The 23,312-nt window shown below is 50.8% G+C and carries 21 protein-coding genes; 4 read left to right on the forward strand and 17 right to left on the reverse strand.

Features of this window, described 5'->3' with window-relative positions; translation table 11 throughout:
- Positions 1 to 7: 7 nt before the first annotated feature.
- Positions 8 to 1,816, reverse strand: coding sequence for an ABC transporter substrate-binding protein (locus tag AC3ZPD_RS03475; RefSeq protein ID WP_490982882.1), 1,809 nt, complete (start codon positions 1,814 to 1,816; stop codon positions 8 to 10).
- Between the two features lie 144 nt (positions 1,817 to 1,960).
- Between AC3ZPD_RS03475 and AC3ZPD_RS03480 the strand changes: the two genes are divergently transcribed.
- Positions 1,961 to 3,190: an MDR family MFS transporter gene (locus AC3ZPD_RS03480; RefSeq protein WP_490982883.1), complete on the forward strand. Its 1,230-nt coding sequence runs from the start codon at positions 1,961 to 1,963 to the stop codon at positions 3,188 to 3,190.
- Between the two features lie 36 nt (positions 3,191 to 3,226).
- Here AC3ZPD_RS03480 and AC3ZPD_RS03485 read toward each other — a convergent pair whose 3' ends face one another.
- From AC3ZPD_RS03485 to AC3ZPD_RS03515, 7 genes are all read right to left on the reverse strand, one after another.
- On the reverse strand, positions 3,227 to 4,060 hold the full coding sequence (locus tag AC3ZPD_RS03485; RefSeq protein ID WP_490982884.1) for a carbohydrate ABC transporter permease: 834 nt from the start codon (positions 4,058 to 4,060) through the stop codon (positions 3,227 to 3,229).
- 19 nt (positions 4,061 to 4,079) lie between these two features.
- Complete coding sequence (locus tag AC3ZPD_RS03490; RefSeq protein WP_490982885.1) at positions 4,080 to 4,973, reverse strand: carbohydrate ABC transporter permease; 894 nt, start codon at positions 4,971 to 4,973, stop codon at positions 4,080 to 4,082.
- 93 nt (positions 4,974 to 5,066) lie between these two features.
- On the reverse strand, positions 5,067 to 6,536 hold the full coding sequence (locus tag AC3ZPD_RS03495; RefSeq protein WP_490982886.1) for an ABC transporter substrate-binding protein: 1,470 nt from the start codon (positions 6,534 to 6,536) through the stop codon (positions 5,067 to 5,069).
- A gap of 271 nt (positions 6,537 to 6,807) precedes the next feature.
- Positions 6,808 to 7,758, reverse strand: coding sequence for a radical SAM protein (locus tag AC3ZPD_RS03500; protein ID WP_490982887.1), 951 nt, complete (start codon positions 7,756 to 7,758; stop codon positions 6,808 to 6,810).
- Positions 7,759 to 7,927: 169 nt separating this feature from the next.
- Positions 7,928 to 9,442 carry a methyl-accepting chemotaxis protein gene (locus tag AC3ZPD_RS03505; RefSeq protein ID WP_490982888.1) on the reverse strand — a complete coding sequence of 505 codons (1,515 nt, stop codon included), beginning with the start codon at positions 9,440 to 9,442 and terminating at the stop codon, positions 7,928 to 7,930.
- A 685-nt stretch (positions 9,443 to 10,127) separates the two neighbouring features.
- Positions 10,128 to 10,847 (reverse strand): YebC/PmpR family DNA-binding transcriptional regulator, encoded by a 720-nt coding sequence (locus AC3ZPD_RS03510; RefSeq protein ID WP_490982889.1) that lies wholly within the window; start codon positions 10,845 to 10,847, stop codon positions 10,128 to 10,130.
- 148 nt (positions 10,848 to 10,995) lie between these two features.
- A complete protein-coding gene (locus AC3ZPD_RS03515; protein WP_490982890.1) occupies positions 10,996 to 11,493 on the reverse strand; it encodes a GNAT family N-acetyltransferase in 498 nt (165 codons plus the stop codon).
- 88 nt (positions 11,494 to 11,581) lie between these two features.
- On the opposite strand from AC3ZPD_RS03515, the gene xerS reads away from it, so the two are divergent.
- Positions 11,582 to 12,664, forward strand: coding sequence for a tyrosine recombinase XerS (gene xerS / locus AC3ZPD_RS03520; protein ID WP_490982891.1), 1,083 nt, complete (start codon positions 11,582 to 11,584; stop codon positions 12,662 to 12,664).
- Here xerS and mobB read toward each other — a convergent pair.
- The 5 genes from mobB to AC3ZPD_RS03545 all read right to left on the reverse strand — a co-directional run bounded on the left by mobB (position 12,654) and on the right by AC3ZPD_RS03545 (position 16,751).
- The gene (gene mobB / locus AC3ZPD_RS03525) at positions 12,654 to 13,232 is read right to left on the reverse strand and encodes a molybdopterin-guanine dinucleotide biosynthesis protein B (RefSeq protein WP_490982892.1); all 579 of its coding nucleotides are present in this window, start codon (positions 13,230 to 13,232) and stop codon (positions 12,654 to 12,656) included. The two genes, xerS and mobB, sit on opposite strands and share 11 nt — an antisense overlap.
- Positions 13,233 to 13,259: 27 nt before the next feature.
- Positions 13,260 to 14,540: a molybdopterin molybdotransferase MoeA gene (locus AC3ZPD_RS03530; RefSeq protein ID WP_490982893.1), complete on the reverse strand. Its 1,281-nt coding sequence runs from the start codon at positions 14,538 to 14,540 to the stop codon at positions 13,260 to 13,262.
- Positions 14,541 to 14,718: 178 nt separating this feature from the next.
- On the reverse strand, positions 14,719 to 15,093 hold the full coding sequence (gene lpdD, locus AC3ZPD_RS03535) for a prenylated flavin chaperone LpdD (protein WP_490982894.1): 375 nt from the start codon (positions 15,091 to 15,093) through the stop codon (positions 14,719 to 14,721).
- 28 nt (positions 15,094 to 15,121) lie between these two features.
- Positions 15,122 to 16,057, reverse strand: coding sequence for a dihydroorotate dehydrogenase (locus AC3ZPD_RS03540; RefSeq protein WP_490982895.1), 936 nt, complete (start codon positions 16,055 to 16,057; stop codon positions 15,122 to 15,124).
- The gene (locus AC3ZPD_RS03545) at positions 16,050 to 16,751 is read right to left on the reverse strand and encodes a dihydroorotate dehydrogenase electron transfer subunit (protein WP_490982896.1); all 702 of its coding nucleotides are present in this window, start codon (positions 16,749 to 16,751) and stop codon (positions 16,050 to 16,052) included. The genes AC3ZPD_RS03540 and AC3ZPD_RS03545 overlap by 8 nt, the downstream gene beginning before the upstream one ends.
- A gap of 157 nt (positions 16,752 to 16,908) precedes the next feature.
- Between AC3ZPD_RS03545 and AC3ZPD_RS03550 the strand changes: the two genes are divergently transcribed.
- Positions 16,909 to 17,742, forward strand: a complete 834-nt coding sequence (locus AC3ZPD_RS03550; RefSeq protein WP_490982897.1) for a polysaccharide deacetylase family protein — start codon at positions 16,909 to 16,911, stop codon at positions 17,740 to 17,742.
- Between the two features lie 110 nt (positions 17,743 to 17,852).
- Here AC3ZPD_RS03550 and AC3ZPD_RS03555 read toward each other — a convergent pair whose 3' ends face one another.
- The 4 genes from AC3ZPD_RS03555 to AC3ZPD_RS03570 form a co-directional block, all read right to left on the reverse strand.
- Positions 17,853 to 18,473, reverse strand: coding sequence for a 3D domain-containing protein (locus AC3ZPD_RS03555; RefSeq protein WP_490983423.1), 621 nt, complete (start codon positions 18,471 to 18,473; stop codon positions 17,853 to 17,855).
- 479 nt (positions 18,474 to 18,952) lie between these two features.
- Positions 18,953 to 19,675: an amino acid ABC transporter ATP-binding protein gene (locus AC3ZPD_RS03560; RefSeq protein WP_490982898.1), complete on the reverse strand. Its 723-nt coding sequence runs from the start codon at positions 19,673 to 19,675 to the stop codon at positions 18,953 to 18,955.
- Entirely contained in the window at positions 19,662 to 20,324 is a 663-nt protein-coding gene (locus AC3ZPD_RS03565; RefSeq protein ID WP_490982899.1) for an amino acid ABC transporter permease, read from the reverse strand. Before AC3ZPD_RS03565 ends, AC3ZPD_RS03560 begins: the two co-directional genes overlap by 14 nt.
- A gap of 123 nt (positions 20,325 to 20,447) precedes the next feature.
- Complete coding sequence (locus AC3ZPD_RS03570; protein ID WP_490982900.1) at positions 20,448 to 21,326, reverse strand: transporter substrate-binding domain-containing protein; 879 nt, start codon at positions 21,324 to 21,326, stop codon at positions 20,448 to 20,450.
- 231 nt (positions 21,327 to 21,557) lie between these two features.
- Here AC3ZPD_RS03570 and AC3ZPD_RS03575 point away from each other — a divergent pair, with 231 nt between their 5' ends.
- Complete coding sequence (locus AC3ZPD_RS03575; protein ID WP_490982901.1) at positions 21,558 to 23,306, forward strand: alpha-glycosidase; 1,749 nt, start codon at positions 21,558 to 21,560, stop codon at positions 23,304 to 23,306.
- Positions 23,307 to 23,312: the final 6 nt, after the last annotated feature.

Genomic DNA, 23,312 nt, shown 5'->3' on the forward strand with positions numbered 1-23,312 from the left:
TCCCGTGTCACTCTTCGTTCATACCTCCCGGAGATTTTATCCATAGTTTAGAGAAATCCAAAAAACCGAAGTTTGTTGTCTGCACTCCCTGTAAACCTTGATCGTAGAAAGATTTTTTGTTCATATGACAGCCGTAGAGCAGCCAATTCCGGTCTCTTAAGAGCTGCTCCACCCGGTCCAGCATATGATGGCGCTGTTGTTCGCCATACTCCATATAACCTTTCAGAATCCCTTTAATCTCTGTCAGCTGTTCGGAAGCCATGAAGAGATGAATAAAACTGCAATCGCCCAAGAAAAAGTTGATCAGTCCCCATTCCCAATCCTCTTCAAGCGATTCTTCCGCCAGAATCAAATCGGCCTTATTGGGGAGCAAATCGAAATCCGCTTCCTTGTAAGGAACAAACGAGATCGGGATGCCCAGGCTTTTACAGCGGCGGCGGATCCACTCGGCCTCTTCCTCTTCTTCTTTCAAGACTTTGAAAGCCAAACGAAGCTCCTGGCCCTGATAACCGCTCGCTTCAAGCAGCCGTTTAGCTTTAGCAAGGTCGTCCCCTTCAAAATCCCCGGCATTGCTCTTCCAGGGCAAGAAACTTGAGGCGGGGTTAAGCCGGTTTCCGCCCAGTTCCTCCAATAATACCCGAGGATTGTAAACGCTGCGTAAAACCTGCCGGAATGCGGGATGATGCTGGGGGCCTTCTTTTTGAAAATTAAACAGCAAATATTTGCAGCCTGCCGCCCGGTATTCGGGGGAAACTTCCGTCGGCAGGGGCCGTGAAAGGAGCTCTTCGGGATTTTCTGCTGAGCAGACTTGATAATGCCGCTCACTGGAGGCCATTTCCGGAAAAAACCAGATGGTCACCTCATCCAGCTGCGGCCGAAAGCCAAAATAATCATCAAACGCGGTCAGCCGCAGGCACTCCGGCGTAAAGTCGCTGACGTAAAAGGGCCCGGTCCCGACGAGCCGCTCATCCGGCTGCGAACCTTCAGGCAAAATGCTCATCGGAAAACTTGCGGCGCTAGGCAGCATAAACCGGTTAGGACGCCGAAACTCGAACCGGATGACGTAATCCCCATGCGTTTCTATCCGTTCCAGCTCCTTAAACGGCCATACCCCGGGACTGTTCAAAGCCTGCAGCCTTTCTACAGTGTACTTGACATCCCTCGAGGTCAGGAGTTTACCCGTATGGAACTTCACCCCTTTTCTTAAATAAAAAGTCCAACGGGTAAAACCCGGATCATGCTCCCATAAGTGGGCCAGACCAGGCGCAAAGCTTTTGTTTTTAGCTTTGTAGCGTACCAGCGTACTGCAAACCTGGCCCAGCACATGCGCTTCAAAAGCAGTAAAAACAAACGCGGGGTCCAGCTTCCCGAGCGCCCGGTACCGGATCATCTGCATCACGTCCGTACCGCCGGCCGCAGTGGTCTGGCTGCTGATCCCCATTTCCGCATGGAGAGCTACCCATAGCTCCTCCTTCTGTCTCTCGCAAACTTCGGATCTCCCCAAAAGGTCGATCGCTTCCTTGATATGCCCTTTGGCCAGTTCTTTCCGGAAGGCTTCGGCTAATACCTCCTGGCTGCTTCGGTTCAGCAGCATTTTTGAGGTATGTCCTCTGCCCCGGCCGGCTTCCCAGCGGATATACCCCAGTTCCTCCAGCCGCCGGAGAATAATTTTTACGTTTCTCGGTGTGCAGCTCAATAAAACGGACAGGCGCTCGATCGTAACAGGAAACGGACCTGCAGCCGGATCGGATTCGAACCCCGGCTCCTTCTCTAAATGGCTGGCTATTTTCACAAAATGCTCTTCATAAGGCTCCATCTGATTTATCCCTTCTGTTTGAAGCTGAATCGGATTCCGGTTCGGAAAGATTAAAAGGTGAAAAAAGGGGCGGAACCTTTACACTTTTACTTCCCCTTTTAGGCGTTACAATTATATATGAAATACAGAAGAAGGAGAACCCCTATGATCGCTATACTTCGGCAAATTCATCCTTTAGCTTGGACCATCGTGATCGGCACGATGTTTGGCAGGCTCGTAACCTCCATGAGCATTCCGTTCCTGTCCATTTATTTATCCCAGGTGCTAGGCGCCTCCGCTACGGAAACCGGCATTACCGTGGCGGTCAGCTCGCTGGCCGGCGTACTGGTCAGCTTCTACGGCGGGTACGTCTCCGATAAAATCGGCCGAAAAAAAGTGATGTTGATTTCCGTATTCGGCTGGGCCTGCGTTTTTTTCGGCTTTGCGGCCGCGCAGGAAATCTGGGTCTTTTTTGTGGTCAATACGCTGAACGGATTATGCAGAGCGGTGTTCGAGCCGGCTTCCAGAGCGCTGCTTTCGGACGTCACGGCAAAGGAACGCAAGCTTCTCATCTTTAATATGAGATATTTTGCCGTGAACCTCGGCGTCGTGTTTGGTCCCTTGATCGGTCTTGCCTTAGGTTCGTCCCGCTCCACTTTTCCGTTTGTGATCGCCGGATTGGTTTATGTCCTTTACGGTCTGGTTATATTCGCCCAGTTCCGGGTTCATCCTGTCCACGGCTCTTCGCCGGAAGGAAGCGAATCACCTCGTATGATGGAGGCTTTAAAAACGACAAGCCGCGATAAGGTATTCCTGCCGATCCTGCTCGGCACGATCTTCTGCGTGCTGGGATACGGGCACTTCAGCTCCACGCTGGCCCAGTATGTAGCCTTGAGCCCGCTGTTCTCAAACGGCAGCCGGCTGTTCTCCTACATGCTGACATTAAACGCGGTTACGGTGATTGTGCTGCAGTACCCGATCGTCAAAACCGCCAGCAAATTTTCTCCGGTGGTGCCGCTGATGGCCGGCAACCTATGCGTGGCGGGCAGCATGCTGATCTTTGGTACGGCCGGCCATATGGCGATGCTGCTCGTTGGCGTAATCGTCTTTACCGTCGGGGAAGTGCTGATGTTTACGATGATGGACGTGCTGATCGACCGGATCGCCAAGCCGGAATGGCGAGGCACCTATTTCGGGACGATCGGCTTCAACAATATCGGCAACGTGCTCGCGCCTATTCTGGGCGGCCTGCTGTTGGACGGGGCCGGCGCCGCCCACGGCTTGCTGATCTTTGCGCCGCTTGCGCTAACCACCGCTTTTGGTTTTCCGCTGCTGCTGACGGCGCACCGAAGATTGTCCCGCCGCGAGCAGCACGAACAGACACCTGCTGCCTGAGCAGGTGTCTGTTTTCTTTTTCCCAATGAATACCGATTAGCCTTTCGTTCCTCCCTGCAGTCCAAACCCTTTGGACATGAACTGCTGCGACAGGATATAAAGCAAAACCGAAGGCAGCGCATAGAGCACGGAAAATGCCGCCAGCTGGCCGTAATCGACCATGCCATATTGCCCGAAGAACTGGTACAGCTTTAGCGAGGCGGGGAATTTTTCCGGGGAGTTCAGCAAAATATACGGGACGAAAAAGTTGCCCCAGCTGCCCGAAAACGTAAAGATCGCCACGGTGCAGATCCCCGGCACCATGAGGGGCGCGACCACTTTGCGGATCCCCGTAAAAACGGAGGCCCCGTCCACCCAAGCCGCTTCCTCCAGATCAGTCGGCACGGAATCCATGAAATTTTTGATCATCCAGATGCCATAAGGCATGGAAGACGCCACGAAAAACAGCACGACGCCAAAAATGTTGTTGTACAGCTTCAGCCCGAGAAACAGCTGATAAACCGGGACCATAACGGCCGTAATCGGCAGCGAGGTCATAAACAGGATCGTCAGCATAAACGGCTTTTTGTATTTCAGCTGATACCTGGACAGCGGGTATGCCGCAAGCAGCGCCAGAATGACGACAACCAAAGCTTGGCCCAGGGACATGAGCAGACCGATCCCGAATGCGCGCTGATTTTCATGGCTGGTCACCACGGCCGAATAGTTGGCTCCGGTAATCTTTGAGGGCATTTTAAGGGACTGCATAGCGCTTGGATCCACGGACGCCACCAGCACCCAAAGCAGCGGCAGCAGGAAACAAAGGCCGATAATAGCAAGGATCGCATAAGGGAGAATGCGGTAAATCCATTTTCGTTGTTGTCCGTTCATAAGAGCTCTCCTTTCCCGGTTATTCTTTCATGGAGCGGATATAGAACAAGCTGAGTACAATGCCTAGCACAAGCAGAAGGAGAGAAATCGCCGTTCCGTAGCCAAGCTGGTAGTTGACGAAGGCCTGGTTGTACATAAAAATCGGCAGCGTGGTCGTCGCCGTACCCGGCCCGCCTCCGGTCATGGCATAAATAAGGCCGAACACGCCCAAGGTCTGCAGCGTAACCAGCATCATATTGGTCGTGATCGTTTGTTTAATGTAAGGAATCGTGATCCGCAGCAAAATTTGCAGCTTGGAGGCCCCGTCCACCACCGCCGCTTCCTCGATTTCGTTCGGCACGTCATCCAGCGCAGCCTGGAACACCAGCATTGAAAAAGCTGTGCCGTGCCAAATATTTGCCAGAATAACGGTTAACATCGGGACGGTGTAAAGCCAGGTTACATCATGGATGCCGAAAAACACTAAAATGGCGTTCAGGGTTCCCTCATCCGCGAAAAAGCTGTACAAGCAGAGCGCGCAAACAATTTCCGGCGTAACCCATCCGGCCAGCACGATCGTGCCGATCACCCGGCGGAACAGCCTGTTTTTATGTTTCATCAGCAGCGCTATAAAAAAACCGAGCACCTGCTGCCCGATCACCGCCGAGCCGATCAGGAACACCAAGGTATTCCAGATGCTGATCCGGACGGACGGGTCCTGGAACATCCGCGTATAGTTATCCAGCCCGACGAACTTTAGTTCCTTCGCGGCTTCGCCGGTCAAAGCCAAATTGGTGAACGAATAATAAAAGGTTAAGAGAATCGGATAAATAAAAAAGACCAGCATTACCGCTATGGACGGCAGCAGGAAATAAACCCAAGCGTAGGACTTTTTTTTCTTCGTTGCCAAGGGTAAAGCTGCTGTACTGCTCATGGTAGTTAGCCTCCTTTTCTCTGTGATTCGGTTAGAAAAAAGCTGCTGCCCGCAGGTTTGAAACGGGCAGCAAGCCCTTATTCGGAGTTCGGTTTATTTCTCCTGAACGTTGTCGGCTCCGACAATTCGGGTCACGTCCTGGGCGTATTTGTTCATAGCAGCTTCAGGGGCGGTGCCGGTAGCCACGGATTCGACCATGGTCTGGATCTGCGTCGAAACCTCCGGATATTTGTCGTTAGCCGGTCTGAATTCCGCATTTTGCAAATATTCGGTCGCCAGCTCGTTAAACGGCATGGAGGTGTAAGCGGGATCTTTGCCCACGTCGGCCCGTACCGTAATATTGCCGAGACCGATAACCAGCTTTTGCGAATTTTCTTTGTTCAGCGCAAACTTGATAAAATCCCAGGCTTCGTCTTTGTGCTGGCCGTTTTTCGGCAAAGACAACGCCCATCCGCCGGCAAGCGTGATGCTGCCCGGGGCCTGGCCTGTGCTGGTCGGCATTGGAGCAAAGCCGAGCACGTCTTTATATTCAGGCCAAGGCGAAGCGCCGCCATCGATATAGTTGCCGGTAATCCACGAGCCGTCCAGCAGGATGCCGAGTTTGCCCTTTGGCATATACTCGCGGGTTGCCGTATTGCCGGCCTGCCCGTTCAGCACTTTGGAAAGCGGCGGCCCCAGCTTTTCCTTGTTGATCGTCTGAATGAAATTCAGGGAATCCAGGATGCCCTGGCTTTTCACCGTCCATTTGCCGGTGGAGTCATCGATCAGGCGTTCCCCTGTTCCATAAAGCAGCATTTCATACGTCTGCATGGAAGTGGCTTCGCCCGTCGCCTTCCCCATGTTCATCCAGAACGGCACGACGTCTTTGGCTGCTTTTTCTTTTAAGGTCCGGGCAGCGGCGAGCACTTCATCCCAGGTTTTAGGCTGCCAATCCTCCGGCAGTCCGACCTGCTTGAACAGCTCTTTGTTGTACCAGAGCCCACGCGAATCGGTGTTGTACGGGACACCGTAAACCTTGCCGTCGCTGGCGGTAACCCCTTTCTTCAGCGCTTCGATAAACGAGCCGTTCGTCCAGTCTTCCCAAGCGCTCACTTTGTCGTCGATCGGCTCCAGAAAACCTGCGCTGGCGTCCGAATTGAGAATAAACGTATCCTCCGTAACAATATCCGGCGCAGTATCTTTGGATTTCAAAGCCAAGGCGATTTTGGCAAAATAGTCGCCTTCAGACGCTTGGATCGGCGTCGGCTTAACTTCGACATTTTTATTCGGATAAGCGGCCGCCACTTCCTGGATCCATTTATAAAAAGCTCCGTTCTCCCCAATTCCGTCATCTCGGTAGGTCAAAGTCAGTACGGTTTTAGCCGCTCCGCTTCCTCCACTGTTATCCGTACCGCTGTTCGTACCGCTGTTTCCACTGTTGCTGGCGCTGCTTTCCCCCGCATTGGCGGATTGTCCCGCCTGCCCCTCGTTCCCGCTGCTGCCGCTGGAACAGCCGCTGAAAATTAAGGCTATACTTAGCATGCTGGCCGTCAGGAATCCTAATTTTCTTCTGCTGGCTGCCATAGATCTGCCTCCCTTTTGATAGAATCCGCTAGATTGTAAGCGCATTCTTTTTGTGGTAATACATCCTATTGAGCTGATGCCTGGAATATTCAAACTTTTCTTGAACGATAGCGGCAAAAACGTTCCGTATGATTACGGTTTTATAAAGAAAACCGCCGCTTCGGAGGAAGCGACGGCTCAAGGATCTCACCTCTATTCAGATGAGAGATTCAATTTTACGACATTTTTATGATTTGCAATCGGCATCTAAATCGTCAACAGGCTGCTGTTTTCATTCGGGAAATAGAGCATCCCGCGCTGAACACGGCTGCTTCTCCAAAAAATCCGCCAGCGCTGGCGGCATGAAGCCTTCCTCATACAACCGGGCTATGGAAACACCTTTGTGAATATTGCCGATCACGACGGGATGGCAAAGCTCGGAGATCAGCAGATCCCCGTTTCCGTGCAAATGCAGCTGCTTCTTGCCTTCAATGCAGTTTGGAAAATAGACACCCGGCTGTTCCTTAAATCCCAGCTTTTCCATAAACCGGTCCATACAGGTAAAATAAATCGTCATATCGTCCCGCTTGATGTCGATCAGCTCTTGTACGGCCCGCTGCAGCTGCTCTCTGGCCGCGATGGCTTTCCAGCCGGAATGGTTCATTACGATGCTGTTTTGAATTTCGTGAATGCGGACGCCCATGCTGTAAACGTCTTCGTGAATGGCTTTCATCCGGTGCTGCGTCTCTTTAAAAAGCAGGGTCTCCAGCACGGTATCGACAGCCGTATCCCTAGCGAACCGGGTAATGTTTTCACGGATTTTCTTGTATACGTTCGGGTGAATACCATAATAAGCCGAAAAAGCTTCGGCATTTGTAAAGTTGAATGACATATGGATGCTTGTCAGCCCCGCTTGAGACAATGCGGCGATCCGCTCCGGATTAAGCAGGCTGCCGTTTGAATTTAGCTGGGTGTGGAGACCACGTGCAGAGCAGTAATGAACGACTTCCAGGCAATCGTCAAATTTCAGCGTCACCTCGCCGCCAGAGAGCCTTACCCGTTTAAGCGACGGGATTTCCTCCAGCACTGCGATCACCGATTTGGCGTTGATGGATTCGCCATCGTTTCTTTGGTAAGCGCAGCAGTAGTCACAGCGGAAATTGCAGCCGGAAGTGATCCCCACCTCCAGTCCTTCCAGCGCATAATGGTCAGGCGGCTCCAGTTCTAAGGCTTTATAAGTCATATTGCGTTCCTCCCGTCAGGTTATTCCTATAGGTTTCTTGTTGGGTTAAGGTTAACCTAAAAAGTATACCTGCCGGAACGCTGCCAGCCTGTGACTTATTTCCTGAATAAGGCCGCCAAACGTTAATAAACCCGGAGCCGGGCTCCGGGTCTTCTCTGATTCATTTCGTCTAAACCGTCAAATCCATCCCAACAACGCCTACAATTTCCCCATCGGAATTAAGAATCGTTTTGGATAATGTAATACAGGACCGTTTTGTGATTGCCGATATATACGGCTTGGAAACATAAGTCCCGTGCTGCATGGCCCCTGACCACCAGTCGCGGTGTTTCGCGTTCAGCAAACCGGCCGCGGGCTCCGAGAAAATAAAGGTGCCATCCGTATGATTGGACCAAATGGCTTGTACGTCTGCGGTCCGGGCCAGGTAAGGCATTAAAACCGCTTTATGCCGCTCGGGTTCCGGGTTAAATAACGTCTCGTTTGCGGCGATCGTCTCCAGTAAAGCCTGCATCTCCTGCATTTTCCCTGCATAAAACGTTTCCCCGGCTTCCGCCGTACCTGCAATTTCCAGGACAGATTGGTGGAGCGCCTCCGATTCTCTCAAAAGATTTGCGCTGATGTCATTCAGCTGATTGATTTGTCCGCGCTGCTTGGTGACCTGCTCAAGCGTCAAATCCACATTGCTGATCGTTTCATTCACAATCTGGACAGCGTCATTTAATTTGCCTGACGTTTGATCGATCAAACGGTTTTGGCTCGTCGCTGCGTTTCGGGTCTCCGCAACGGTCCCGTCCACTTCCTTCACCCGGTCGGCCACCGTTTCGAGCCGGGTATGAATGGCCTCAACGTCTTTAACGCCGAGTTTGACGGCGAATTGTTCTTTTTTGACGGAATCAGCCACCTCCCTTACCTGGGAAGTAATTTCTCTCAGCAAGGAAGTAGATTGATCTACTGAATCTTTGCTTTGATCCGCCAGTTTTCGGATCCGGCCGGCAACGACTGCAAACCCTCTTCCTTCTTCTCCGGCCCGGGCAGCTTCGATGGATGCATTTAAGGCTAGCAGCGAGGTTTCTTCCACAATGCCGTTGATCAAGGTATTAATGTTCTCTACTTTGGCTATTTGATCCGTCAGCTGACCGAATTTCTCGCGCATTTGGCTGCCCTGCTGCTGCAGCTGGTTCATGACGGACCTTGTATTATGGATGGACTCCAGCATTTCGCCGACGCCTTGGCTGGTCTCCTTCATATTTCCGCCAAGCCGGTCAGTCAGCTCCGAAATCTGCCCGGTGGCGACGGCGGCCTCATTCATTTTATAAAAAGCTTCTTCGATGTTGGCTTTGGCTTCATGACTTCGCTGTCTTAGTTCCATTTCATAAGCATGGGAATAATCGGCCGTCTGCTGAAGGGCATCCGTATGCCTGCTGATTTCCTCCAAAGCGCCGTGGAGCTTGTCCGCAGTTACGTGAATCTCATTGCCCAGTTGCTTCACTTCATCTTTCTTACGGGCCAGATCTGTAGTCAGGCCCTGCAGCTCCTGAAGAATCCGCACAGCGCTTAACCCCAATAACAGCAAAGCCGCACCAAGCACCGCTTTATGCACTATAGGCATCGGGATGAACAGGCAATAAACCAATAACGCGGCCAAAGCAACGGTAAACCAGACCAAACTGCGACGAGACTTCATGATGGATCCCCCAACTCTCTGTTTTAATATGAAGATAGCCCTATTCAAGTAGTTCCTTTTGCTTAGATGTTATAATTTCTCACATTATAGCAGGTGAGCAGGCAATAGGAAATACTTTCCTTCCTTTTTCCACGATAAAGGGCTAAAGTTGCATAAGGACTTAGGATGATATAAGGATACCAAGTATTTTAGTTTACATAATTTTATTATTTTGAACTATTCTCTTTTTATACTTTTTAGAGTGTCTAAATAGAGTAATGTTGAAGGCTGCGAAGATGGAACAAAGTACGTTTTTCTTTTTCTATTGTGAATTTTTCATATGTTGTCATATTGGAATTAGATGTTATTTTCAACAAAATGTCGTTTGGCAGCAAAAAAGAGGGCCGTTTTGTCCGCTGGAAATGGACATTCACAAAATGGATGTTTTTGTCGCTTTTTCTAAGAGGTTTTCTGACTTTCGTTTTTATAAGTTTACATATTATATATTATGTAAACTTATAAAAATAGAAACGTTCCTTCTTCTGTTATCGCAGCTCTATGATCCTTGCAATAGCTCTAATTATTGTGCTCAATTTCGAATTTTTCATATGATGGGTAAAGCGAACTTAGGAAAAATAAAACGGATAAGTCAGCCGGCCGGCCGAACTTACCCGTTTCTTCGTTAAAAGCTTAGATTTATAACGTTTTAGTCCGCAAACTCTACGTTATGGTAAACCTGCTGCACGTCTTCCAGGTCTTCCAGCGCATCGATCAATTTCTCGAACTGCGTAAGCGCGTCGCCTTCCAGTGTTACATAGTTTTGCGCCAGCATGGAGAGCTCGGCTACGGTAAATTCGCTGACGCCTGCGTTTTTAAGCGACTCCTGCACGGCATGGAATTGATCCGGCTCGGCGTAAACGATGACCGCTTCGTCTTCTTCCAGCACGTCGCGGACGTCCACGTCGGCTTCAATTAAGATTTCCATCACTTCGTCCGCTGATTTGCCTTCAAGTCCGATAACCGCCGTCGGATCAAACATATAGGAAACCGAGCCGCTGACGCCCATATTGCCGCCGTTTTTGTTAAAAGCGGAACGGACCTCAGGAGCGGTCCGGTTAACGTTGTTGGTCAAAGCGTCCACGATAATCATGGAACCGCTTGGTCCAAAACCCTCGTAACGAAGCTCAACATAGTTCTCGTCTCCGCTACCTTTGGCTTTATCCAATGCGCGGTCAATGATCGCTTTCGGCACGTTGTAGGTTTTGGCGCGCTCCAAGACGACCTTCAGCGCCCGGTTGGATTCCGGATCGGGTTCGCCTTTTTTGGCGGCTACGTAAATTTCAACGCCGAATTTGGCATAAACCCGGCTTGTATTAGCGTCTTTAGAAGCTTTCTTTTCTTTAATATTATTCCACTTACGCCCCATACTAATCCCACTTTCTCGTCTAGAAATGATATTAATCGATGCTCAAAAATACATCATACCTCGTCCATTATATCCTTACTTTGGGTCTTTCAACAAGTCCGCTGCAAAGGAGATCCGGCAGATTGAGAGGGAAAACTTCACCGCGCTGCTAGCGGCTCGACTCCGTATCAAAAAGCTGTACGGTATTGCCGCTCCCCTCTCTTACCTGCTCGCGGTAACGGCCGTCGGTGTAACCGGAAACCGTCGACCGCCAGAAGGCCTGCGCCGGCGTGTTGGAGGACAGCTGAGAAATGAACCAGCGGCCGGGATAACGGTCGAAAAGCGCCCAGGCGGCGCTGCGGCCGATGCCGCGGCGGCGGAATCTTTTTAACACAAAAAATTCAGCCATATAATGCTCCCCGTCAGGATGATTCGGAGGATGATCGATCAAGGCAAACCCGGCAATATCCCCCTCGTAACGAAAGATAAAAGCCTCGTATTGGTTATTGCCGCCCACATATTTATCCAAGCCCGGGTAGGGCTGGTATTTCCCGTTCTCTTCCACCTGGATGTCGAGATACGTGGTAAAGTCATAGAAATAAAACTGCATCAGATTGTGCAATATTCCCGCTTGGCCGGCTGCTGCGGCCTCCAGAACGATATTCATACGCTGCTCCCGACTCTCCTTAAAAGTAGGTTGGTGATTGTGGTAAAATAAAGCCACACAAGCCCCAATTGAAAAGGTGATTTGAACCATGAACATTCAAAAAGAAATCGACCGCGGCAAGCTGGATGAAAAAATCGTCCAGATGCCCTGGTTTGTACAGCAGTTTATCGATTATAAACTTCCGGACCTTTCCCCTTCAACCCTGCTGGAATATGTAAGGGATTATGAGCAGTTTTTTGGCTGGCTCAGAGCCGAAGGCCTCAGCGCGGCCGGAAGCCATAAAGAGGTAACCCTGCAGGAGCTTGAGGTTCTGCATATGGAAAGCATTGTCGGCTACCGCCTCCATCTCGGCACGAGGACACAGGGCACCAACAGCCGGGTTACGGTATCCCGCAAGCTTTCCTCCCTCCGCTCCCTGTTCCATTATCTCAGCCAGATTGCGGAAGACGAAAACTTTTATCCGCTGCTCAAGCGGAATATCATGGCCAAGGTGGAGGTCAAGCGGATCCATAAACCGAAAGACACGGCCGCCAAGCTCAAAGGCAAAATTCTTGAGGATGACGAGCTGAACGAATTTGTCGCTTATATTCACGAGCATTACCGAAAAGACATCGAGAACAATAAACAGGCTTTGTACGCCTTCGAAATGAACCGGGAACGGGACGCCTGCATCGCCAGCCTGATCCTGAATTCCGGCCTGCGGGTTTCCGAGGTGGTTAATTTAAATGTGGACGACCTGGACCTGGCGAACAAAATGCTCCACGTTTACCGGAAAGGCAATAACGAAGAAACGTTCAAAACGCCCGTTTATTTCAGGGAGCAGGCCCGCGACGATCTGATGGAATACATGAACCTCAGGCAATCGCGCTACAAAACTCCAAAGAGGGAAAAAGCCCTGTTCATCGCCCTGCAAAACGGCGCTTCCGAAGGCAAAAGGATGACCAAAAGGGCCATCCAGGCCATGATCATCAAATACGCTAAACGGTTCGGCAAACCGTTTCTGACCGTCCATAAGCTGCGGCATTCCTTCGCCACCGACTACTATTTGCAGAACGATATTTACAAAACGAAGGAGCAGCTTGGGCACGCCTCTACGGAAACTACGGAGATTTATGCCCATCTGACCGACAAAACGATGTCCGAAGCGATTGAACGGCGAACTACTCCGTAATTCCAAGCTCCTGCCTCAGCCACTTGGCTATTGGTTGAAGCTCGCCAAGCCGGAACCGCGGTACATCAGCTGCCAAGCCCGCCAACGCTAACGGTTCCCCGTCTTCGCCGTTCCCTTTTGCAGGATCGTTATCCTCGGGAGAGCGGCCGGGCGTTTGGCCCTGCCAAAACGCCTCCCAGCAAACGACGGCCTTGATCCGGGTGCTTTCCTGAATTAAAACGGCGTCATCCGGCTTGCGCAGCATTACAATTTTGGGGTGATTCTCCCGTTTGAAGCCCTCGACGACAATCAAATCCTTATCGCCCATCCGGGAGATCAGCTCCTCCAGCGTATGGCCCCGCTCCTCAATGAACACCGTTTTCCGGTCCGAGGTAATGGCCACCGCTGCGGCACCGGCCTCTGTCATTCTCCAGGTGTCCGTGCCGGGGCGGTCGATTTCGAACTCGTGCCCATCATGTTTGACGACGCCCACCTTTAACCCTTGTTGCGTAAAATAGCGGACCAGATATTCGGCCAGCGTTGTTTTCCCGCTGTTTTTAAAACCTATAACTTGTATGATATCCGGCATCTGCGGCGAACTCCTTTATCCTAAGGATTATAACGTCTGGGGCAAACGAATGGCCCAAACCTTATCCCCGGCCTTATACCCCGTAGAAGTCGGCGGTATGACGATCAGCACGTCGCTGTCCTTGATCGTAATCATAACGCCGGATTCATCAAGCTTCGCCGGATTTACGTAGACGCTGCCTTCCTTAAAGGCCAGGCTTCCGCGCACAAACCGGGTGAAGTTGTTGATCTTGTCGTAGTCCTGTCCGAGAGTCGCTTCAATTCGCGGTAAAAAAGGCTCTGACGCGCCAAGCATGCCCCGGATCGCAGGTCTGGCAAACAGCTCGAAGCCGACAAAACAGGCCCCCGGGTTGCCGGATAAGGCAAACAGCAGCTTGCCTTTGTAAACCGCCGCCGTTGTCACGCTGCCCGGACGCATTGCCACTTTGTTGAACAGCATGTGGAAGCCGGCTTCCTGCTCCCGCACGAGGTCGGCCATAATATCATAATCGCCCACCGAAACGCCGCCGGTAGTGATGACGATGTCATATTCCTCAAGCGCCTCCAATACTCGCTGTTTGGCCAAAAGAAACTCGTCGGCTACAAACTCCAGTATATAAGGTTCTCCCCCGGCTTCCTGCACCTGGCAGGCCAGGGTATATGTATTGCTGTTCCGGATCCGGCCGTCCTGCAGCGGTTCTCCAACGCCCAGCAGCTCCGAGCCTGTAGAGCAGATGGCGACCCGGGGACGCCGGCGCACCTTGACGTGATGGTAACCGAAAGTGGCCAGCACCGTGGTTTCCCCGGCGGAAATCAACCGGCCCGCTTCCAGCAGCAGGTCACCGGCCTGCAGTTCACGGCCTACCGGGGTAACGTTGGTCCCCGCCGATATTTCTCTTTTTACCGTGATTCCGTTCGCTCCGGTTAGGCCTGCCAGTTCCTGCTTCTCGGTCATTTCCAGCATAATTACGGCGTCGGCTTCATCCGGTACCTTAGCTCCCGTCATAATTCGGGCCGCGGTACCCGGACGAAGCGGAACACTTGGCAAGGAACCTGCCGGCACATTGTCGATCACTTTAAAGGATACCGGATGGTCGGAGGAAGCCCCTCTTGTATCTTCACTGCGCAGCGCATAGCCGTCCATGCCTGAACGGCGGAAATGCGGGTAAGGGTGAGGAGCCGGCACGTCTTCGGCCAGAAAGCGGCCCCGCGCTTCGGTTAAAGGCACCTCTTCGGTGCCCAGTATTTTTACGTAAGGCATAATCAGCTGCTGGGCTTGTTCAGGCTGCACCACGCTGCGTTTAAATTTGGCATTTTGCGTTTGATCCATAAGGCATTTCCTTTCTGTTTCGAGCTTAAGCCCTGTATTCTAGTTTAAACGAGAACCTGACAAAGCTTGTACTCCTATCGTAGGGGGAATAATCTTGAATTGCAATCAAATACCGGCTTTGAGTATAAAATAACCCCACAAAGTGGGGTTAAACGCGAAAGCTCATACCATTCCGACCTTATAAACTAGGAGCGGGCTCATCTTCGGAAAACGAGGTCGCTTCCCGTTTATGTTCAGCAAGGTATTCTTCAACCAGCCGGTCCGTTCGCCTGCTGATCTCCTTGATATCTTCGAGCCCAAGCCCGTCATAGTGAATGCCCATGACCACCACGGCGGTGATGCCAAGCTCTCCTGAAATCCATTGGGCCAGTCGTCCTGTCAGCGTATGCTCTTTATGGCCGGGTACCCCTGAAGTTTGGGTAGCGATGCCGGCATCGGCATCCGGATAAGCCGTGGAAGCCGCCCCGATGTGCGCCTCGCCTCCGCTGATCACGATCAGGCGATCCCTGCCCAGCCAAATGGCGCTTAACTTTAAATCCTCAAACCGTCCCATCGCTAAATCCCTCCCATTAAGATAACCCCTATTTAACGATCCCCCGTATTTCTGCCAAGGACTGGATGCCTTCTTCCCGCATAAATGCCTCCAGGCCCATAGCCAGTTCTTCGCCCGCGCGGAGGTTCACGAAATTGTGGGTCCCGATCTGCACGGTCTCCGCACCGGCCATAATAAATTCCACAACATCCTCCACCGAGCTGATGCCGCCCATTCCCATGACTGGGATGGCAACGGACTGGCACACCTGATGCACCATCCGCAGCGCGATCGGCTTAATCGCAGGTCCGGACAAGCCGGCATACAGATTACGAAAGACACTCGTTCGTTTGCGGATATCAATTTTCATAGCGGAAAAAGTATTGACCAGAGAGAGGCCGTCCGCCCCCTCTTCTTCACACATCGCCGCCATGCCCACCAAGTCCTCCGCATTAGGCGACAGCTTCACCACAAGCGGGAGGTTTGTCGCCCAGCGGACCAGTTTGACCACCTCGCGGGCCGTTTCCGTATGAATGCCGTAAGCCATGCCGCCTTCCTTGACGTTCGGGCAGGAAATGTTGAGTTCTATGAGGTCATAAGCGGCTTCTCCGGGCCCTTGATGGTTCAGGGAATATTCCTCCAGCAAAGCCGCCCCTTCCGCGTAATCCGATAACGTATTCCCGCCCAGATTCACGATCCGCACCGTATCCAGCCCCTGCCAAAAGGGCGCTTCTTCCGCCAAAAAACGCGAAATCCCCGGATTCTCCAGACCAACGCTGTTGAGCATACCGGAAGGCGTTTCCCAAACGCGGAGGCCGCCATTTCCATCCTTAGGATTCAGCGTTAGTCCTTTACCGGAAATGCCCCCAAGCTTGTTCAAATCGTAAAGTCTGGCGTACTCTCTCCCGAAACCAAAAGTGCCGGAGGCCATCACGATCGGATTTTTAAAAACCACATCGGCTATGCGACAAGTTGTATCACTCACCAAAAACCACCTCCTCCACCGGAAAAACAGGTCCATCGGCGCAGGATTTCCTCCGGCCCCCGGCGGTTTTTACGCTGCAGACCAGACAGGCTCCAATGCCGCAGGCCATCCGGTTTTCCAGCGATACATAGACCTTGCCGCTCGTTCCGGCGGCCGCATTTTTAAGCTGCATGGCTTTCATCATCGGCTCCGGGCCGCAGACGAAAATCCGGTCATACCCCGATAGATCAACCTGCTCCGTTATATATCCGCCCACCTCCACCGTCACGCGCGGACTTAGCCGTTTAAATTCTTCAACCAGGTAAGCTTCCCGGCTGAACCCTAAATAAACGTCGGCTTCGGGCAGCTGCCTGAGCGCATAATAAAATGGAGCGATCCCTATGCCGCCCCCCACTAACGCTACTTTCCCCTCCGCAGCGGGAAACCCGTTGCCGAACGGACCTTCAAGTCCGATTTCATCGCCTGCGCGAAGCCGAGAAAGAATTTTTGTCCCTTCTCCCGCAACCTGGTACAAAAATTGAATCCGGTCCTGTCCCGCATCATAGATGCTAATCGGACGAGACAGCAGCGGGGCATTTTTCCAACTCCTCAGCATAAAAAATTGTCCAGGCCTGCCTCCTCGTCCCGAATGCACGGTCATCTGAAAGATATCGGAGCTCACCTGGATGTTGTCCACAATCAACGCCGCTGCCATAAGATAAGTTCCTCCTTAGGTTGTGCTGTTGATTTAACGATGCCTGTTTTATTGGGCTAATTCTGTGAAACTTGTCACACCTGGCCACGGACAGCATAATTTGGACGCAAACTGGGGATAGATAACATCACTAACGAAATTCTAGGAGGAACAGGCCATGCCGTGCCGAAGCCGCTTTGCCGCCGTTATCATCCTGATCCTTTTGTGCGCGCTTGCCGTTCCGGTTTCAGGCGCAGAGCCCGAGCGGGAGAAAAACCGAAAGCAGGATACCCCTTCTTTTCAGCAAAACGAAGTACATACGCTGACCCTGGCCGAGCTAAGGCGCAAATATGCGGATACCTTTAAGTTCAAAGGACCCAGAACCAAACAAATCGCTTTGACGTTTGATGATGTTCCCGATCCCCGGTTTACTCCGCAGGTGCTGAAGATTTTAAAGGAGAAGCAGGTAAAAGCCACTTTTTTCGTAGTGGGGAGCCGCGCGAAAAAACATCCCGGCCTGATTAAATCCATCCAGCAGCAGGGCCATGCCATCGGCAATCACTCTTACGATCATCCGGTGCTCAAAAATTTGGCTTTGGAACCCTTCAAGGAGCAGATCCTGAAAACCGAGCAGACCCTTTACAGGATTACCGGAAAAAAACCGCTGCTGATCCGTCCTCCATACGGCGAAGTGAATGAGGAACAAGTCAAATGGGCGCGGCGGAACGGTTATAAAATCGTGAACTGGAACGTGGATTCGCTGGATTGGAAAGGGATCAACAAAGAAGAAGTGAAACGGAACGTCCTGCAGCATGTCGTACCGGGATCCATTGTGCTCCAGCATGCCGGAGGCGGATACGGCTCGGATTTAAGCGGCACGATTGAAGCATTGCCTGAAATCATCGATGAGCTGAAAGCGAGGGGCTACAAGTTCGTCACCGTTCCCGAGCTGCTGCATACGCCTGAAAGCAAAGCGGTTAAAATGGAGCTTCCGCTTCCCTTCCGGCTGTAAAAAAACAAGGCCCACCGGAAATAACACCGGTTGGACCTTGTTTTGCGTGAAGCGAATCGAATTAGCGATATAATAAAATGGCTAAAGGTTATTTGGCGGAATTCAAGCCGCTATTCCAGCACATAAAGTTTGACATCCTGGATGCCGAACTGGTTGACCATGCTTTTGGATCCCGGAATAAAAATATCGATCCGGTTGCCCTTGATCGCGCCGCCCTGGTCGGAAGCGGTAGCTACAAAAGCATTTTTGGGCAGGCCGTTGAAATCATGCCCGGTTACCAGTACCTTTGTACCCATAGGGATAACGCTAGGGTCCACCGCAATGGTGCCAAGCTCCAGCGGATTGCCGAAATAGTCCACGGCGCCCCATTTGCCGTTCTCGTCCGCAGCTGAAGAGTATGCCGTAGCTTTTACATTAATCGTCTTCGAATAATTAAAGGTTTTGCCCCAAGCCTGCACCACATTGCTGTTGGACATCACTTTCAGCGCGTTTGGATCCGCAGCAGTCACCTTTTTGCTCGCTGCGGCTGCCGAAGCTTTAGCGGTTGTCGACAGCTTGGCTTGTCCGGGAATCGTCAGCTTCAAACCTCCGTAAATGTTAGTGGGTTTCACGGTAGGATTAGCTTTCATCAAAGAAGTAACGGTTGTTCCAAATCGTTGGGAGAGCAGATAAAAAGTATCGCCTTCTTTAGCGGTATAGTTTGCTGCAAAGGCGGCTGGCACAAACTGCATGGATAGCGAGATGCCAAGCACCAGCGCAGCGGTTTTGCCAATCAGGGATTTTTTCTTTCCAGTTAACACAGTTTTAATAGTCACTATGTATTTCCTCCTTAGTCAGTGGCCCATGCGGCCGATTCTGGCCTCGTAAGTAAGACATAGACTAATATATCACAATTTTGTAACCAGTGAGCATGCAATTGTTACCATTTCGAAATAATCCCATCGTATTATTTTACATCACCTTAATTATGTTAACTTTATAACTTAAAAAAATCTCCTGACTGGAACCGTCTTTTTACAATGTCAGCTCTGTTCATAACGCTTAGATTTGGCTTTACATCAGGCTTTTTCCCAAAAGCAAGCACAAAAGCACGCAAAAAAAGGCCCTTTTCAGGGCCCTGGTAGTTGAACTAGATAAAAGTTGAATTCTATTTTACAACTTGTTAACTTTTTGCGGCTGATCTATTGACCTCTTAAGCTAGTGCCGGAAGTTACAGCACTTTGCTTAAAAAATCGCGGGTACGTTCCTGTTTCGGGTGGCCGAACAGCTCCTCGGGTGTCCCCTGCTCCACGATTTTTCCGCCGTCCATAAAGAGAATCCGGTCGCCGACCTCGCGCGCAAATCCCATTTCATGCGTTACGATGACCATCGTCATGCCTTTTTCAGCCAAGTCCTTCATGACCTCCAGCACCTCGCCGACCATTTCGGGATCCAGCGCAGAGGTGGGTTCGTCAAAAAGCATCACATGCGGTTCCATAGCCAGCGCACGGGCAATCGCGATCCGCTGCTTCTGCCCGCCGGACAATTGGGAGGGATAAGCATTCCGTTTCTCTTCAAGGCCAACCGTTTTGAGCAGCTCCATCGCATGACCTTCCGCTTCCGCCGACGTTTTCTTTTTCACTTTGATCGGAGCAAGCGTAATATTTTCGATGACTGATTTATGCGGAAACAAATTAAAATGCTGGAAAACCATGCCCATTTTCTCACGGGACTTGTTAATATCATATTTCTTGTCTGTAATCAGCTGGCCTTCAAACCGGATTTCTCCAGAGGTGGGAATCTCCAATAGGTTGAGGCAGCGCAGGAAGGTGCTTTTCCCCGAGCCGCTTGGGCCGATCAGCACGACGACTTCCCCTTTTTTAATCTCCAAATCAAGGCCTTTCAGAATTTGAAGCTGGCCGAAATTTTTGGTCAATCCCTTAACGTTTATCACGATTGCTCAGCTTCCTTTCAAATTTATTCAAGATCTTGGACAACGTAAACGTCAAGACGAAATACATAAGGGCAGCCACCAAATACGGCGTCATCCCGTCATACGTGATTGTAATAATGGTATTGGTCTGGTACATAATTTCTGCTAACCCGATTACGTATACGATAGAGGACTCTTTGATAATCGTCACAAATTCGTTGCCGATGGCCGGCAGGACGCTTTTTAACGCCTGCGGCAAAATAATATGGCGCATCGTCATTTTGCTGCTCATACCCAAAGAACGGGCGGCTTCCGATTGGCCTTTGTCCACGCCCTGAATGCCGGCCCGGAAAATTTCCGCCAAATAAGCGGAGCTGTTCAGAATCAAGGTGATGCAGCCCGATTCAAAGGGAGTAAATTTAATATCAAAAGCCGTCGCAAAGCCGTAATGGATAATAAGCAGCTGCACGATCATCGGCGTACCGCGGAGGATTTCCACCCATGCCGTTCCAATAAACCGCAGGATCGCCCAGCGCGACATCCGCAGCAGCGAAATCAGGATCCCGACGATAAACCCTCCGATAACCGAAATGGCTGCGAGGAGCAAAGTGAATTCCAGCCCCTTGAGGAAATAGTCGCGGTAATCCCAAAACATTTCAAATATTTTCATTCGTTTCCTTCCTTCCTAACCTTCTTCGATCCTTCAAACTAAGGCCAAGGCTTCTCGCAAAAAAACAGAAAATAGCGCGTTCACGCTATTTTCTGCAGTTATTTGAAAAACAACTTATAAGCGTTAGTTATTTTGCTGATCCGCAAGCTCGTTGGCGTTTGCTACAAACTGGTCGATCTGGTTGGCCTTTTGCAGGCGATCCAGCGTAGCATTCACCTGGTTCAACAGCTCCGTATTGCCTTTTTTCACGCCGATTACATAGCTGTTATCTTCATCATTTACTACCGGTTTAGCCGCCGTAATGGCTAAGCCGTCAACGTTCTTTAAATAAAGCGCCGCTACAGGAGCTTCAATGATGGCGGCATCGACACGTCCCGATTTAAGCTGCATGATGATATCGGAAATTTTCGCCAGAGAGGTCAGTTTGGCCCCTTTAATCTCTTTTGCAATGCCTTCTTGAATGGAACCGGTTTGAACCCCGATTGTTTTGCCTTCGAGTGATTCCATTGTGGCATATTTATCTTTGTCGCCTTCAGGAGCCACTACAGCCTGCTCAGCTTTGTAATAAACATTCGACAAATCAATCTGCTTTTTCCGTTCTTCAGTAGGGCTAAGACCCGCCAGGACGAGATCGACGCGGCCGCTGCTCAGCTCGTTCAGCAAGGAAGAGAACTGCATGTCTTTGATCTCAAGCTCTTTGCCCATGTCCTTGGCGATTTCTTTGGCGATGTCAATGTCAAACCCAACAATTTGGTCGTTCCCGTCCGAACCTTTAATGTGGAATTCGAATGGCGGATAGTCGGCGCTTGTCCCGAGAATCAGCTTCCCGCCGCTGCCGTCGCCAGTTGTGCCTGTGCTTTCGGCCGGTGCCGTGCTGGTATTGCTGCTGCCTGTATCAGCGCTTGCCCCAGCGCCGGAATTATTGTTATTTTGTCCGCATGCTGCAAGCATCATCGTTGACAACAGCAGGCAGATCGTGAGGAATCCCCATTTTTTCTTCATCGTGTCTCTCTCCTAATTGAACAATTGTTATTTACAGAAACATTTTCATTCTGTAACGCAGGACTAATTATAGGACAAACTGTATAGTTATGCAAAGGTTTTTGTGTAAAATGTTTTCACCATATAAAGTCAAATGACATTCTATGGAATTATCCCCGAAGCTAACTTGAAAATTTGTTTCAAAATGCCTCGGAATTGGTTAATAAATGGCTACTACTTGGAGGTGATCAGGTGCAGCTGGAAGCTTATTATCATGTTTCCCGGGACAAATGGGCCTATGCATATGATCCCGAGACGATTCATTTGCGAGTACGTACCAAACGGGACGACGTTGATCGGGTAACGGTTTGGACCGGCGACAAATATAATTGGGACGGCACATTCGAAGAGCTTTCCCTGGAAAAAGCAGCCCATGACGATTTATTCGACTATTGGGAAATCGAGGTCCGCCCCAAATTCAAACGTTTATCTTATTTATTTAAGCTGGTTTCGGGAGATGAAACGGTTTACGCCAACGATAAAGGCATCCACGCCGAACCCCCTTACCCGCCTGGCGGTAATTATGAATTTGCTTATATTCATGAAATTGATGTTTTTAAAGTGCCGGAGTGGGCTAAGGAAGCCGTATTTTACCAAATTATGCCCGAACGTTTTGCCAATGGTGATCCGTCCAATGACCCGGTTAAAACGGCAGATTGGGGGAGCACACCGAAGGTGGATAATTTTTTCGGCGGTGACCTGCAGGGCGTTCTCGATCATCTGGACTACTTAACCGAACTGGGCATTAACGCCATCTACTTTACGCCGCTGTTTACTTCCCCCTCTTATCACAAATACGATACCGTGGACTATAAACAAGTAGATCCTCATTTTGGTGACAACCAGCTGCTGAGAAAGGTCGTCAAGGTCTGTCACGAGCGGGGAATCCGCGTCATTTTAGACGCCGTGTTCAACCACTGCAGCGAACAGTTCCCTCCCTTTCAGGACGTGCTGGAAAAAGGCGAATACTCCCCTTACAAAGACTGGTTCCATGTCAACGAGTTCCCGCTTCGGATCAAAGACGGCTTTCCTACCTACGATACCTTCGGATTTTATGCTAATATGCCCAAATTTAACACCTCCAACCCGGAAGTCAAAAACTACCTGCTGGGGGTGGCCGACTATTGGATCCGGGAAGTCGAGCTGGACGGCTGGCGATTGGATGTCGCCGATGAAATCGATCATCATTTCTGGAGGGATTTCCGGAAGGTCGTAAAAAACGCCAACCCTGAAGCCTATATCGTAGGCGAAGTATGGAGCGATTCCTTGACCTGGCTTCAAGGCGATCAATTTGATTCCGTCATGAACTATCCGTTTTCGGATAAGATTCTGGAGTTTTTTAACGGGGGGATGGACGGTTATGCTTTTGCGAATTCGATGGGCTCTCTGCTCATGCGTTACCCGCAGCAGACCAATGAAGTGATTTTCAACATGCTCTGCAGCCACGATACCCCGCGTCTGCTGACCCGGTTGGGGCTGGACAAAAGAAAACTTAAGCTTTCGGTCGTTTTTCTGTTTACCTATATCGGGACCCCTTGCATTTTTTACGGCGATGAAATCGGATTAACCGGCGACGGGGATCCGGATTGCCGCAAACCGATGCAGTGGGACGAAACCCGGCAGGACCGGGAGTTATTTGATTTTTATCAGCTGATGATCGGGTTGCGCAAGAAATACGACGCTTTACGCAAGGGGCGTTTCCGTTTTCTTCAGGCCGAACCCGATAATCCCTGCCTTATTTATGAGCGGGCGGATCATCACACCCACTTCACCGTTTGGATGAACAATACGCAGGAATATCAGGTCCTCAGTCACCCGATGGAAACTACCGACTGGCGGGACGCCCTCACGGGTGAAGTGGTGGAGCCTAACGATGGCATGATGAATATCGGACTGGATCCGTTTGGTTACCGCATTTTGTACCGTAAAATAAAAGCCTGATGATGT

Source organism: Paenibacillus mobilis, assembly GCF_058267595.1.